The 14,226-nt window shown below is 39.9% G+C and carries 12 protein-coding genes; 3 read left to right on the forward strand and 9 right to left on the reverse strand.

Translation table 11 applies throughout. The features are described from left to right. Nucleotides 1-16 precede the first annotated feature (16 nt). Entirely contained in the window at nucleotides 17-997 is a 981-nt protein-coding gene (locus E0H82_RS16385; protein WP_131265767.1) for an ABC transporter substrate-binding protein, read from the reverse strand. A gap of 658 nt (nucleotides 998-1,655) precedes the next feature. Between E0H82_RS16385 and E0H82_RS16390 the strand changes: the two genes are divergently transcribed. Beyond that, nucleotides 1,656-2,669 carry an isopenicillin N synthase family dioxygenase gene (locus E0H82_RS16390; protein ID WP_131265768.1) on the forward strand — a complete coding sequence of 338 codons (1,014 nt, stop codon included), beginning with the start codon at nucleotides 1,656-1,658 and terminating at the stop codon, nucleotides 2,667-2,669. A 13-nt stretch (nucleotides 2,670-2,682) separates the two neighbouring features. Here E0H82_RS16390 and E0H82_RS16395 read toward each other — a convergent pair whose 3' ends face one another. After that, nucleotides 2,683-3,219, reverse strand: coding sequence for an ureidoglycolate lyase (locus E0H82_RS16395; protein ID WP_131265769.1), 537 nt, complete (start codon nucleotides 3,217-3,219; stop codon nucleotides 2,683-2,685). A gap of 70 nt (nucleotides 3,220-3,289) precedes the next feature. Further along, complete coding sequence (gene alc / locus E0H82_RS16400; protein ID WP_131265770.1) at nucleotides 3,290-4,297, reverse strand: allantoicase; 1,008 nt, start codon at nucleotides 4,295-4,297, stop codon at nucleotides 3,290-3,292. Between the two features lie 162 nt (nucleotides 4,298-4,459). Between alc and E0H82_RS16405 the strand changes: the two genes are divergently transcribed. After that, nucleotides 4,460-5,176 carry a FadR/GntR family transcriptional regulator gene (locus E0H82_RS16405; protein WP_131265771.1) on the forward strand — a complete coding sequence of 239 codons (717 nt, stop codon included), beginning with the start codon at nucleotides 4,460-4,462 and terminating at the stop codon, nucleotides 5,174-5,176. A gap of 421 nt (nucleotides 5,177-5,597) precedes the next feature. Further along, the gene (hpxO, locus tag E0H82_RS16410) at nucleotides 5,598-6,755 is read left to right on the forward strand and encodes an FAD-dependent urate hydroxylase HpxO (RefSeq protein WP_131265772.1); all 1,158 of its coding nucleotides are present in this window, start codon (nucleotides 5,598-5,600) and stop codon (nucleotides 6,753-6,755) included. Nucleotides 6,756-7,646: 891 nt separating this feature from the next. Here the strand turns inward: hpxO and E0H82_RS16415 are convergent. The 6 genes from E0H82_RS16415 to E0H82_RS16440 all read right to left on the reverse strand — a co-directional run bounded on the left by E0H82_RS16415 (nucleotide 7,647) and on the right by E0H82_RS16440 (nucleotide 13,862). Further along, entirely contained in the window at nucleotides 7,647-8,942 is a 1,296-nt protein-coding gene (locus E0H82_RS16415) for a hypothetical protein (RefSeq protein WP_131265773.1), read from the reverse strand. Nucleotides 8,943-9,126: 184 nt separating this feature from the next. Continuing rightward, the gene (locus E0H82_RS16420) at nucleotides 9,127-10,503 is read right to left on the reverse strand and encodes a nucleobase:cation symporter-2 family protein (RefSeq protein ID WP_131265774.1); all 1,377 of its coding nucleotides are present in this window, start codon (nucleotides 10,501-10,503) and stop codon (nucleotides 9,127-9,129) included. 44 nt (nucleotides 10,504-10,547) lie between these two features. Then, nucleotides 10,548-10,883 (reverse strand): hydroxyisourate hydrolase, encoded by a 336-nt coding sequence (gene uraH, locus E0H82_RS16425; RefSeq protein WP_131265775.1) that lies wholly within the window; start codon nucleotides 10,881-10,883, stop codon nucleotides 10,548-10,550. Continuing rightward, complete coding sequence (gene uraD, locus E0H82_RS16430) at nucleotides 10,883-11,383, reverse strand: 2-oxo-4-hydroxy-4-carboxy-5-ureidoimidazoline decarboxylase (protein WP_131265776.1); 501 nt, start codon at nucleotides 11,381-11,383, stop codon at nucleotides 10,883-10,885. Before uraD ends, uraH begins: the two co-directional genes overlap by 1 nt. A gap of 221 nt (nucleotides 11,384-11,604) precedes the next feature. Beyond that, nucleotides 11,605-12,186, reverse strand: coding sequence for a helix-turn-helix transcriptional regulator (locus tag E0H82_RS16435; RefSeq protein WP_228258675.1), 582 nt, complete (start codon nucleotides 12,184-12,186; stop codon nucleotides 11,605-11,607). A gap of 266 nt (nucleotides 12,187-12,452) precedes the next feature. Then, the gene (locus E0H82_RS16440; protein WP_131265785.1) at nucleotides 12,453-13,862 is read right to left on the reverse strand and encodes an aldehyde dehydrogenase family protein; all 1,410 of its coding nucleotides are present in this window, start codon (nucleotides 13,860-13,862) and stop codon (nucleotides 12,453-12,455) included. Between the last annotated feature and the right edge of the window lie 364 nt (nucleotides 13,863-14,226).

Here is a 14,226-nt window from a genome sequence, read left to right on the forward strand (position 1 = left end):
TAACCTTTGCTTTACGTTATTTTTTCACAGGACTCACAAACTGAGTGGTATAGGCTGCTTTCCAATTCACCTTCGCATCCAGCAATCCAGCACCGACCATAAAGTCGCGCGTGGCTTTCCAACGAGCATCGGTCATGACACCAAGACCTTTAGTTTTGGCATCGCCGCCATCAATTAAATGTAATTTTTTCATTTGTCCTACAGCAAAAGCCAATAAATCATCCTGCATGTTTGGATTTTCTTTTTTAATGATGGCATTGCCCAGTCTTGGATCTGCTAAATAGTTTTTCCAACCTTCCATCGATGCTTTAACAAAACGTTGTAGCACTTCTGGCTTAGTCTGAATAACATCGTTACGGGTCACCAAAATACCGCCATAAGCTGGATAACCCGCATCTGCGAATAAGAAAAATTTACTCGATGGTTCTACTTTTTTGGCTTGGAAAACTTCAGACGTTGCATAGGCTTGTTGTGCAACATTTTTACCCGCAAGGAAAGGCTGCATGTTGAAGGTGTACGGGCGAGCTTGCGAAGCATCTAATTGATATTTGGTTTTTAACCACGGCCACCAACTGGCCTGTCCACTGGTCGACACCAAAACAGTTTTGCCTTTTAAATCACTCAGAGATTTCACATCACGATGTATAAGCATGCCTTGCGGATCAAACTGGAATGGTGCAGCAATAGCTTTAATGGGAAACTTGCTTTCCATGCCCTTCAGCACTTGTAGGTCATAGTTAATAATAATGTCAGCACGTTTAGACAACAGCAGCGTCATATTATTAACTTGTGGACCACCAATTTTAATCTCTACATCTAAACCATATTTTTTATAAATACCTTGCGCCAGTGCTTGGTAATAGCCACCTTGTTCCGCTTGTGCATACCACGTGGTTTGTAGCACCAATTTATCTGCGGCATGTGTAAATGAAGTTAAAAATAAAGCACCAACAAGGAGAGAGAAACGACCTTTGCCTACACGGTGATGAATTTTCATAAGTAATACCCCTAATATATGCATGAACTCATTTTTGCTATTCTTTTTAGGGGTAAATTTTTCAGATATATTTACTCTCAAAGCCAAGTCAGACTTAACTTTGTCCCCTAAAGAGGAACAGCCAACGCTGTAGAGCAATGTCCCATGTGTAAACTACACACTAACCGCTTATACTCAGACTAGATTTAGCAAGCTCTGTGCCAGTTCTATTTTTTTAATCTTTTTCATGCTTTTAATTTTCAAAATATGTTGTTTTCGATTTCTTCGCAGATCAGTTTAAACAAAAATAGCCATCCATCTAAACCATCACATCCCAACGCATGCATGAATGCACCAATTTATAGCAGCACATTGTGCAAAAATGATTCAGAAAAATAACCCAATAGTTATGCGAATTAGCCCCAAAAAATAGCATTGCTGTACTTCGTTATTTCTATTTTTGCATCCGTCATCACATTGGTATAAAAAATGCTTATCTTCAAGCAGAGTAGAAGCGTTCAGCAAAGATTATTCTTTTCATCATCTTTGTGGGTCATTGCTCAGAAATATGTCCATATTCTTAGGCGTTAAGAATATGTGACTCTTTTTGACCAAAATGATCCGATCTCTGATCTACAGCAAGATTGGGTCATGTATATCCAAAATTTGAGGTAAAGAGATGAACAGTGTAAGCATGAACCAACTGGCAGAAAATGATTACAGCTTAGACGAGTTAAAAAAAGAAGCGCGTATGGGCGCCTTTGGTGAAGAAACCTTTGAGCGTGAAGTTCGTGTGATTGATTTGTCTGATTTTGAACAACGTAAATACCAAATTGCCGATGAGCTATGGCTTGCAGCAACTGATATTGGCTTTTTCCAAGTGTCACATCATGGTATTCCACTTGATCAAATTCATGCTGCGTTTGCCATGACCGAGCAATTTTTTAAATTGCCTGAACAGGTCAAAGCCCAATATCCATTGAACCGTAATGCAGGTTGGGAAAGTAAGGCTCAGATTCGCCCTTCTACCCACACGCCAGACCAGAAAGAATCTTATCAAATCACTCGCCCACGCATGACTGGCTTGTATCCTTCAGCGCAAGAATTACCTTATTTTAAACAGACCATGTTGGAGTTTGAACATGCGTGTTGGGAAGTCGGCATGAAACTTTTATCTTGCTTTGCCTATAAACTGGGCTTTGCCGATGACTTCTTTACCCATGCACATAATCCAGAACAAGAAACCTATCAAAGTACCCTGCGTATGTTGCACTACTATGCGGTAGACCCTGCGCTAAAAGACCAATTGGGATTATGGCGTGCAGGCGCACATACCGACTTTGATTGTTTAACTTTATTGTTTCAACGTAAAGGGCAAGGCGGGCTGCAAGTCTGTCCGGGTAAAGACATGGAACAACAACAATGGACCAGTATTCAGCCACGCGATGATGTAATTACCTGCAACATTGGCGATATGCTGATGCGTTGGAGTGATGATCAACTGCCCTCTAACTTTCATCGTGTGAAAAACCCTGAAACAGCTGAATATCAAGGGGCACGTTATAGTTTGGCTTTTTTCTGCCAAGCCAATGAAGATGTTGTGATTGAGAGCCCAGCGCATAAATATTCTGCCATTACTGCACGTGAATATTTAAAACAACGCATTAGTGCCAACTTTAAAGGGAAATACTAAAACACCCCCACAGTCAGAGCGGAAGTAGCTCTGGCTGTGTCTGAGCTTCTAAAATCCAAACTGGTTGTGAAAACTTATACACATCACAATTATGACCGTCACCAATCCGATCAATCACCAAAAAGTCACTTTCAGCTTCCAAGGTAATTAATGGATGATGCCAAACCCCTTGATGATAGGTCACACCCTGCTGACCGTTGCTTAGAAATGCAAAAATTTGCTGCTCATTTGGCTGTTCATCATTCAGTGGCAAAGCCACGACAACCATAAACTTCTGTCCCGCTAAAGGCACAAAAGATTGCGAACCTAGAGGATGGCGTTCGAGCATTTCAATTTGAAAAGGAACTCTGATTGCGGTTAGGTTATGAAAAATGCTCACCCCGACTGCCCCATTTTCGTCACTCACTTGGGGCAAAGACAGTGCATGAAAGCGCTGAGTTAAACCCTGATTTATAGCAAACTGATCTCGCCCTTGGGTTTCAATCACATCACCAAAAGGCGCAAAATTTTCTCGTGTTAAGGGCTGAATCATAATGGCTTGTTCAGGCATGGCTCTTCCTACACTGTTCATTCTTCGAATTCAGCATCTAATAAAAAAGAGGCTGAACCTGTAGCTATTGTTATTGTTCTGACATTTTTCCCCAGAGGCGAATACGACTAATCCCCCCATCCGGAATCATATTGACGCGAATATAATTCACCTTATGATGGGGCAAAATTTCGCTGTTATAGCCGTGTTTGTGGTCCATGCCTAAAGGTTGTTGCTCAAGCAAAAATGACCAGAACATACTTTGCGGAATAAGCTGAGCATCCGTGGCATTTTCTACATACGCCGCTTGAATAGAGCAAAAAGCAGGAAAATTTCCCTTAAAAAATACAGTATCAACTTCAATCTGCTCGACATGTCCTGCTTGACCCAAGGCAATAATACACCAGTCAAAGCCAGGTGCACGGCGTCGTTTGGTTTCCCAACCATCCCCCATATTTAGACCCGCATTAGGCTTAATTAAATGATTGGGATGACCAAAATGCGCGTCACTAAACGCCACAATACGCCCACCATTTTTAAGCCCAATCAAATCCAACACCTGATCTGTCTTGATATTTTCCAAAACCACCTGACCATAAACTCTTAAACGAGCAATGCCACCATCTGGGAAAATATTGATGCGAATATGTGTGACTTTCTGAGACTCACACTGAAAAAAATGATGTTGATCGGGTGACAGTACCGAATTATTCAGTAGAGGCAACCACTCAACCTGATCCAACTGATCATCTGCCGCATAACAACCTTCTATGGATGCTGATGCAGGATAATTTCCAGTAAAGAACGAGGTATCAATATCGAAACCTGAAACCATGCCTGTAACACCTAAACGCACAATACACCAGTCATAGCCTGCTTCACGTTTACGTCGTGTTTCCCAACCATCCATCCATTTACCATTGTCGTCATATTTACCATCGATGAATTGTGCGGGTTCAGTTTGCAACATGCGTTCTGCTGCGGCAAAGAACTGATCCGAACAAGACACAATACTGGCACCAATATCTACACCGGCTAAGTTGGTCAGACCGTTCAAATATTTGGGTAAATCTACAGCTTTGGCAATATGCACCGTCATGGCTCATTCCTAAAATTCTGATTGCTTAAGATTATGCAAAATCCAGTCCAACTGGTCTGACCTGTTATAAAAATCTTGCTTATTTTTATGCTAAAAATAAAACCTTTTATTTTTTTTGTGTAGAATCAAGTTGTTCGTTTTGATTAGGATGCAGCAGCTATTATGAAGTCACAAGCAATACTCAAGGGAAAATCATCTCAGGTGACTGAGCAAGCTGTAGAAGTGATTCATCAACGCATTCAGCAAGGGATTTATGATGTCGGTTCTGTTCTGCCCTCGCAGCGCGAGTTGGCACTGCAACTGGGCATCAGTCGAGCTTCTTTACGCGAAGCGGTCACGCGGCTGGCGGCTTTAGGTTTACTTGAAATTAAAGCGGGTAAAGGCGTCTATGTCATTTCGCAACACAGCCAAGCCGCTGAACAATGGGATGGCGAACACCGTGTTTCCTTAAAAGACTTTTATCAATTGCGTTATGTCTTGGAAAGCTTTTCTGCCCTCTTGGCCTGTGAATATTTAAGCCCTGAAGATAAAACCTTACTCCAGCAATATCATGAGCAATTGACCCATGCCATTCAGCAACAAGACTGGCAAGCGGCATCTGAATATGACTATGCCTTTCATCAACACATTATTGATTTAAGCCATAATCAATCGATTATTCAAACACTTAAAATGCATACAGAATGGACTAAAAAGAGTCAAATTTTACCGTTTTTACAACCCAATTTGGCCTTTAAAACCGTACAAGAACATGAAGCTATCTTAAAAGCAATGTGTTTACAAGATTCGTTAGCCGCAGAAAAAGCCATGCAAGCGCACATTATTGGGGCGGCACAGCGTGCGGGGGTTTATTTTTCTAGACATCACGTCTTGAATTAATTCGATGACTCCAGACCTTTGCTGAATGCTCAGGTTCGGCTCGGTAAAATACTTTGATTTGAACTGATTTTCCCATTTAAGTAAAACCTCATTGCTCTAGTTCAGCTTAAATGTGCTCGGCAATATTTATCCCCAATTAAAATTAGTCCTGAACGTCAAAACATTGCAGATCATCATCTATACACGTCCGTAGTGTTTAAGTTTATATTTTAAAACATCCGTTCAGTGCCAAATTTTTCCAACCCTGCACCACTTTCGCCCACAGTGCAAAACAACAAGAAACAACCTCCTTTTTTATGCTGCTTGATGAAGCACAAATACTGGTCATACCAGTAAAACCAGTCTTATAAAATTGGCACAGTTCTCGCTTAATCCTCCTTATACATTTCATATTTTAAACAAATCTATAAGGTTCTCATCGATGAAGATTGCAATTATCGGTGCAGGTATGGGCGGTTTAACCGCAGGTATCGCATTAAAAAAATTTGGACATCAAGTTACCATTTACGAGCAAGCCACAGAAATTTTACCTGTCGGTGCCGCCATTTCACTATGGTCAAATGGGGTCAAGTGCCTGAACTATCTGGGTTTAACCCATGAGATTCAAGCCTTGGGTGGGGAAATGGAATCACTGGCGTATGTCGATGGTTTAAATCAGCAAACCATGACGCAATTTAGTCTGACCCCACTGTATAAAGAAGTGGGGCAAAAAGCCTATCCTGTAGCACGTGCCGATTTACAAAATTTGTTGATGCAACATTTTGGTCTGCAAGATATTCAGTTAAATAAGAAAATGATCGGTATTGAACAACACGCATCTCATGTCAGCATTCAATTTCACGATGCTTCAATGGTCGAAGCCGATTTACTGATTGGGGCAGATGGCACACACTCTCTGACCCGTCAATATGTGCTCGGTCACAGCGTGGAACGTCGCTATGCAGGCTATGTGAACTGGAATGGCTTGGTCGAGATTGATGAAGGATTGGCTCCAGCACAACAATGGACGACCTTTATTGGTGAAGGTAAACGCGTCTCGCTGATGCCTGTTGCCAATAACCGCTTCTACTTCTTTTTCGATGTTCCCCTTGAAGCAGGACTAAGCAATCAGCGTGATCAATATAAAACATGCTTAAAACAATACTTTAAGGACTGGTGTGAACCTGTACAGCAATTAATTGAACATCTAGATGAGCAGAAAACCAATCGTGTCGAAATTCATGATATTGAACCCTTCATGACTTTTTACAAAGGACGTGTCGTTTTACTGGGTGATGCGGCACACAGCACCACGCCCGATATTGGACAAGGCGGTTGCCAAGCCATGGAAGATGCGATTTATTTGGCACGTGCCTTACAAATCAATACCTTTGGACTGGAAGATGCACTGAATCGCTATCAAAACAAACGTAATCAACGCACCCGTGAAATGGTGTTACGAGCGCGTAAACGCTGTGATGTGACCCACATGAAAGATCGTCAACTGACCGAAGAATGGTATCAATCGCTGTATCAAGAACAAGGCACACACATCATGCAAGGCATTATCAGCAATATTGTTGGTAATCCTTTAGACTAAACAGATACATAGACTTAACGCCCCTCAACTGGGGCTTTTTTATGCCTATAGGCATAACATTAAAATCCAAAAGGAAAGTAAAGAAGATTAAAAGAGCTAAAAAACCTTCATCCAGCAAATGACCTTTTAGATGCCGAAATATTGGACTAAATATGCAGCGTTTTACCAACAAGAGCTGGCATTATGATGAATCATGTATTCAATCGATACAGTACAGTCAAAGCCGCATCTGATAAAAGCCAAATCACATGCCAATACCCTGCTCATTCTGAAGCTGTGTAACATGGCAGTACAATTAAAAAAAAACATAAAGCATTGTACGCGACCAAGCGCAAATAACTTAGAATCGCTGTAAAGCCGAATGCTCTATTCAATTTGCTTCAATATTATAAAAACTGATGAAATCAAATTTTATACTTTCAGTTGAGGTTTATTGCTTACAACTTGGGCTCAAGCTGCGTCTTTAATACAAGAACAATTTGATGAATATGTTCGCATAGATCTAGATCAATTCGAGATGCGTGTTCAAGGCAAAGATTGAATTAGATAATGCAGATGATTAGACAGTAGACGCCATTAAATATAATCATGAATTTAAGTCTGCTTTAAATGCATGTGGATAATGGAGATTAGCTTTGTATCATGAATCCCTGAACATACTTGTACAGCACATAGACGGTTAAAGTATTCTATATCGTGTTAATTTTTACTTTAACACCTTATATTTGAATCAATAATAAAAATACGATATATCTCAGTCGTTTAAGCTAAATCCCCCAAAAGCACTACATCTTTATATCTTTCTTTGAATATCCAATGCATTTAGAGCTGAGCAAGAGACGTATAAACAGCATTCTTGTTTCAGCAAAAATGCTGTTTTAATGTCAACTCTTAAAATTTATAGGAAATGGCAAAACGGTTTTGTAAAAAATCCTTGTGATAACGTGGCGAAGTTTGAATGCCCGCAAAGTTACTCACACTTAACCCTTTGAGTACACCTGTAAAATTATAGATGCCAAACAACATATATTCAGATTGATTACGACTTTTCAGACGCTCATCTTCTTTTAAATCCATAAATGAATAACGTACACCTGCAATCATTTGATCCGTGAGTTTACCCTCTAGGGATGCCATCAATGCATTACCTGCGCCTAAATCCTGCGTACTGGTAAAAAATGGCTGTGCAAAAATTTCACCTGAAGAGGTTTTTGTGGCATACGGTGTCAATAATGCACCGTTCAAGTAGCTGTCCTGATCAGGTTTAATATAATCATACGCCAGTTTTAACGTCGCTTTCGGTACCACGGTTAAAGCCGCCTGTACCCCAAAGATATGACTGTTCACCTCCCCTGCCAAAGCCTTGCCCTGCTCGCGTCCATTGATATATTGCACCGAAAATTCAGGTGAGGTTTTCCATAGCGGTAAAGCAAAATCAGCTTGGGTATAAATTAAATCTGTATAATCATCATAATGTTGATACCACAATTGAGTTTTCAACTGTTTTTGTTCATCAAAGGCAAAGGCTTTGCCCAATCCAATCGACCAGACGCCATCCGTCTCAATGTTGCTAGTTTGACGAGTCGTTTCAGTAAACTCATCATCGCCATAACTCTTGAATTTATTGACTTTGGTTAAACGTAAATAATCCTTGTTATTGCCAATCTGGACATCCGCCGCTTGGTACAGATTGAGCAATACACGTCGATCCGCATAGTCGCCCATAAAAGGTAAATTGAGGCGCTGATTACCAATGGTCACTCGCGCCTTATCATTTTTCCATGTGATGTATGCTTCCCCTAAACCATCACGATCATCTTTCAGCTCGGACACTTCTGGATGCTTATTTTTTTCATCTACGCGGCGTTGTAAGTCATAACCAATGGCGGCCTGTACGCCATAAAAGGGAGCGGTTTCATATTTGACATAGCCTCCAATCGCAACCGTATCTTGGTTAAGACCTTCAACAAAATAGGCATTATTGGTCGAATAATACAGTGACTTTACTGCACCATGTACAGCACCACAACCCAATGCTTCAGTGAGTGAACCGACCGAATTATTGGTAATCTGACAGTCTTGTTTTAAATTCAGTAGCCCATTCAAACTGGTGTCTGCCGACCACACTTGCATCGCAGCAGTGCTTGCGAGCATGAACATAGCCGATTGAATTTTAAAATGTTTCATATATGCCCCAAGAATTGTATTTAAAATTAACTTATTATTAATAAACAATGATTTGTATATCTTCTAAATTGATTCAATGACTTTTTACAGTCAAAAATCCCCCAAACCTATTCAAAAATGAATAAGCAGCTTTTAAATAATGACAATTAAAAAATAGTAAATTTACGTTGTTACCAACACAGCATCAGGTCGATTGTTCAGTCTTATTCGATACTGATTTCAACGTGACTGGTGCTTGCGTACGTGGTAAATGGTTGAATAATAAATTCAGTAAAATTGCGCTAATACAGGCCGAACTGATACCTGAATGCAATAAAGTTTTCACCCAAGTTGGAAACTGTGCATAAAACTCCTGATTCACAATCGGAATCATGCCTATCGCCAGTGAAGTCGCCACAATAATCAGATTGCTTTGCTCGCTATAATCGACTTTTGAAAGTGTACGAATACCACTCGCAGCCACTGTACCAAACAATACAATACCCGCTCCGCCCAATACCGGCATTGGAATGGAAGCAATTAAACGCCCAACAATAGGAAGTAGCCCCAGTAAAATTAAAATTCCACCTGCTGTTGCCACCACAAAACGACTTTTAATCCCCGTAATGGCAACTAAACCCACATTTTGTGCAAAAGCACTTTGTGAAAATGAACCAAACAACGGTGAAATGGCACTGGATAACATATCGGCGCGTAATCCATCACCTATACGTTGTGCATCGACTTTGGTCCCCACAATTTCACCAATCGCAATAATATCCGCAGTGGTTTCGGTCATAATCACCAAAGTCACAATCACCATCGATAAAATGGCGGTCACTTCAAATACAGGCAAACCAAAGTGAAATACATGAGGAAATGCCATGATAGGGCCAGAAGCGACTTTACTGAAATCTGTAAAACCCATCCCCCACGCGAAAATTGTGCCCAATACAATCGCTATCAAAATGGCTAAACGACGTAAAATAACCTGACGCAACATACTAAAAATCAAAACAATAGCCAAAGTTAAGGCTGCTAAGCCGACATTAGCAGGGTCTCCCCAATTTTCAGCTTTTGGATTTCCCCCCATAATCCAACGAATCGCAACTGGAGTCAGTGAAATCCCAATCATGGTAATGACACAGCCCGTAACCACCGGTGGAAAAAAGCGAATAATCCTGGCAAAAAAAGGCGTCAATGCCAAACCAATCAGTGAAGCAGCAATTACCGCACCATAGACCGTAGGTAAGCCTCCACCTGTACTTAAAATGGCTAAAATAGTGGCAACACCTGCAAAAGATACCCCCTGAACAATCGGCAGTTTTGCCCCAAAATATTTAAATCCGATGGTTTGTAACACTGTTGCTAAACCACCTACAAACAAAGCTGCCGCAATCAACAGTCCAATTTCAGCAGGTGCTAAGCCCGCTGCTGCCCCAATAATCAAGGGGGGTGCAATAATGCCGCCATACATAGTTAAAACATGCTGTAAACCAAACATGACATTTTTGTTTAGCCCCAAATGCTGATGCTCTGGGGCGACGTGTGACTGCTCTGAATGAATCTGCTCGTGCTGCATGTATTATTCCTCGAAAAATAAATTGATATATGTCTTGGCTACATTTAACTACCGCGATACGTTGAATAAGAAAATGGGCTAATCAATAACGGCACATGATAGTGCTGATGCTGATCTGTAACAGTGAAGTCAATGCAAACTCTCGGATAAAAACTGGGGACGTGTTGCTGCTCAAAATAGCTGCCGACTTCAAACACCAATTGATAATTGCCCTTGACCAGTTTATCTATCTGAAAAGCTTTAATTCGACCATCCTGATCGGTCTGTTGAACATCCAACGTCACAATGCTGCGCTCAAACTGTCGAAGCAATTTGACAACAACTTGAGGTGCGGGCTGCCCTATAGAGGCATTTAAAATATGGGTACTAATTCCAGCCATTATTGAATTTCCTGTTTTAGACGTAGTAGCGCAATTTCCGTCAGTTGTTGCTGTACTTCTTGTTGTTCTTGTTGAGTGTTATGATGCAAACGACGTTGCAATTCAGAGAGCATTTCTTGCCCCGTACGCCCTGCTGCACGAATAAGAAAGATATGTCCAAATTTGTGCTCATAAGCCAAATTGCCTTGATAAAGGGCTTGCTGAAGTACCTGACTGTCACCTAACTGCGCCTGTTCATTTTTAGAAAAATGCTGTTCTTTATCGCTCAGTTCTACCGCGGCTTGACGTTCACCAATGCGTGGATGTTGTGCCAATGCTTCTGCAATCTCAGTCCAATCCCACTCGCTTGCCTGTTCAGCGGCATATTGAAAGAGTTGATCTTTAGAGGCATATGGGCGCTGCTCAGTCACAGCATCCACCCAGGTCGATATATGTACACAAGGCTGTAGTAGCGCTTTACTTTGCTCGGCAGTTAACTGATTAAATTGCTCTAAATCCATCATCGCTCCATATCAACACATTGTCAGACTGGTCTGACCAGATAGGATAAATTAAGCAATGAATATGCCAAGTGTGATAAGAGAGCAAACAGTCCAATCACATACTTTACAGTTATGAATACGATAGACTGAAATAATGCAGGATATGTATAAAATAATAGGCAAAGAAAAATTTATTATAAAATCAGCCTGAAGATAGAATATTAAAATTGAGAAATGGATTATCTGATCAATTTACACACCAATTCCTGTCGACTATTTACATTTAATTTCTGATAAATATGCTGCACATGTGTTTTTATGGTCGACAAGCTACAATTGAGTTTTTGGGAAATTTGAACGGCTTCCAAATTTGTAAATAATTCCTCTAAAACTACAATTTCTTTTTTTGTTAATTGATATTGATCCATAATTTTATCTTTATTAATCATGTCAACATGATGATGAAAGTGATCAATAGATAAACGATGAAAGGCTTCAAATATCTTTTTTTCTTGCTGATTAAATTGAGCTTTACCCTGTTCTCTAAAAATACTCAAACCAAAGATCGGTTGTCCATCGCGCTTTCTGAAGAAAAATTCAGCAGTATCTTCAACTTGCCAGCGCTGCATAAAATTTAGAAATATTTCATTGGATTGATGTTGCCCCAAAAGTGCAATGTTCTGATCACCATGATAAAAATGCCGAAAGCTCACAGGATCATATTCAATTTTTCCATTTAAATATTCATCAATTGCACTTTTTGATATTCCACCTTGCTCAAAATCATAAGCATGTTGAATATTATCAATTTTATAAGTCAAAAAACCATCAATATGTACAACATACCGAATTTGAGAAATAAAATTCTGGCTAAATTGCTGAATAAAATTATGATTGAACATAAATTTTCATAGTCCTTTTGAAAATTTAATCTAATTTCTAGATCAATATTATTAGCTTCCTGCCAATAAATAAGATGACCCATATATATTCAAAATATATTTTCTATGGTTTTAATATAATCAATATATAACTATATTAAAACCTAGAGTTTCTTTCATCAGTCACACATGTTGATCTATTTTTCTCATGATTGAGAAATATGAATGGCTTGTTTATGTGTAAACAATAACAAGCCACTTAAACCAAAAGAGTAACCTAAACCTGACATTTTCCAGCCGCCAAACTCGGCTGCGGGTGAAACATCTGAATGGCTATTAATCCAAACCGTACCTGTTTCCAGTCTGCTGGCAATTTCTTGTGCACGATCTAAATCTTTGCTCCAAACTGAACCACCTAAACCAAAAATACTCTTGTTGGCACGTTCAATCACACTATCAACATCACTAAACTTGATAATCGGTAAGACTGGACCAAACTGTTCTTCATCTACCAAAGGCATGCCTTCTTTGACATTGGTCACTAGCGTTGGTGGAATAAAATAACCACGCTCACTTACTTTTTTCGCCTCAGTGATAATCTGACCGCCTTGTGCCACAGCATCCTCAATCATGCCTTTGACTTTATTATATTGCACATGATTTTGAATTGGACCAAATGTCGTCGTTGAATCTAATCCATTACCAATTACTTGTGCATTGGCAATCTGAGTTAGTTTTTGTGTAAGCGCATCATAAACATTTTCGTGTACATATAAGCGCTTCAATGCAGCGCAGGTTTGTCCCATATTCAAGAATGCAGAACCAAAGATTTTTTCGGCTGCAACATCGACATCGACGTCATCTAATACAATCCCGACATCATTGCCGCCCAGTTCAAGCACCACACTCTTTAAGGTATTTACTGAATGTTTCAGAATACTTTGACCAGTACGCGTTGAACCTGTGAAGGTCACTTTATCAACATCTGTATGTTCACTCAGTGCCTGCCCCACATCGCCTTTGCCTAAGACAATATTACACACACCTTTTGGCAAATGACGGTTAATAATTTCAACCAGTTTAATCGTACTGAGTGGGGTAAATTCAGATGGTTTGTTCACCACGGTATTTTTGGTTTTCAGCGCAGGAAAGAAATGCCAAATTGCAATCATAAATGGCCAATTCCAAGGGGTAATAGAAGCCACAACACCCAACGGGCGGTTATAGACCTTGATTGTCTTACCACTCGGATCAGCAATGGTTTCGACGGGTACTTCCAAACTGGTAATGTATTCAATCCAATTTGCACCAGCTTCGACTTCAAATTGTGCCAAAGCCAATGGTTTACCCTGTTCAGTGGTAATCAACTGAGCAATTTCATTACTTTCTGCGCGAATATCTTGTGCAATTTTCAGAAAACTTTCATTAATCGTCCGATCAGTCACATGCTGCCATGTTTTAAATGCAGCACGCGCAGCCTGTACAGCTTGATCAACTTGTTCAGCGGTTGCACTATTAATCTCGACAATGGTTTGCTCTGTTGCAGGATTTAACACTGCAAAAGCTTCACCCTGACCGACAACCGTTTCACCATTTAACAACATGTTGCTATTCATCTGACTCATATCCATATTGATGTTCTTTTACATGAAGTTTATCGCTGATTATTATTCATAAACTCATCCTTTGGGATGATTTTAACGCAACTCAGTTTAAAAACAATACACCTTAATTATTATTTTTACAATTTGGTATCAGTATTTTTAAATGTAATTTTACATGTATTTTATTAAAAAATGACGGCATTCACTATTTCAACTCAATCGAAAGATTTCTACCATTGAACATAACTTGACTATAAAAAGACATATTACTTATGCACTAGATTTTAGGGGCAGACTGATTCTTCTAGAAATTAGATGACCAAATAAGTCCCAATACAGACCGCTTTATGCAATAAAGCCCGATAGACAAAGTATC

The organism is Acinetobacter sp. ANC 4910 (assembly GCF_004331035.1).
GTDB lineage: Bacteria > Pseudomonadota > Gammaproteobacteria > Pseudomonadales > Moraxellaceae > Acinetobacter.

Bases quoted from the DNA above. Each gene is read 5' to 3' on its own strand.
- E0H82_RS16385 (WP_131265767.1), bottom strand. From the start codon at position 997: ATGAAAATTCATCACCGTGTAGGCAAAGGTCGTTTCTCTCTCCTTGTT.
- E0H82_RS16440 (WP_131265785.1), bottom strand. From the start codon at position 13,862: ATGAATAGCAACATGTTGTTAAATGGTGAAACGGTTGTCGGTCAGGGT.
- uraD (WP_131265776.1), bottom strand. From the start codon at position 11,383: ATGGATTTAGAGCAATTTAATCAGTTAACTGCCGAGCAAAGTAAAGCG.
- hpxO (WP_131265772.1), top strand. From the start codon at position 5,598: ATGAAGATTGCAATTATCGGTGCAGGTATGGGCGGTTTAACCGCAGGT.
- E0H82_RS16420 (WP_131265774.1), bottom strand. From the start codon at position 10,503: ATGCAGCACGAGCAGATTCATTCAGAGCAGTCACACGTCGCCCCAGAG.
- E0H82_RS16390 (WP_131265768.1), top strand. From the start codon at position 1,656: ATGAACAGTGTAAGCATGAACCAACTGGCAGAAAATGATTACAGCTTA.
- E0H82_RS16395 (WP_131265769.1), bottom strand. From the start codon at position 3,219: ATGCCTGAACAAGCCATTATGATTCAGCCCTTAACACGAGAAAATTTT.
- alc (WP_131265770.1), bottom strand. From the start codon at position 4,297: ATGACGGTGCATATTGCCAAAGCTGTAGATTTACCCAAATATTTGAAC.
- E0H82_RS16415 (WP_131265773.1), bottom strand. From the start codon at position 8,942: ATGAAACATTTTAAAATTCAATCGGCTATGTTCATGCTCGCAAGCACT.
- E0H82_RS16405 (WP_131265771.1), top strand. From the start codon at position 4,460: ATGAAGTCACAAGCAATACTCAAGGGAAAATCATCTCAGGTGACTGAG.
- uraH (WP_131265775.1), bottom strand. From the start codon at position 10,883: ATGGCTGGAATTAGTACCCATATTTTAAATGCCTCTATAGGGCAGCCC.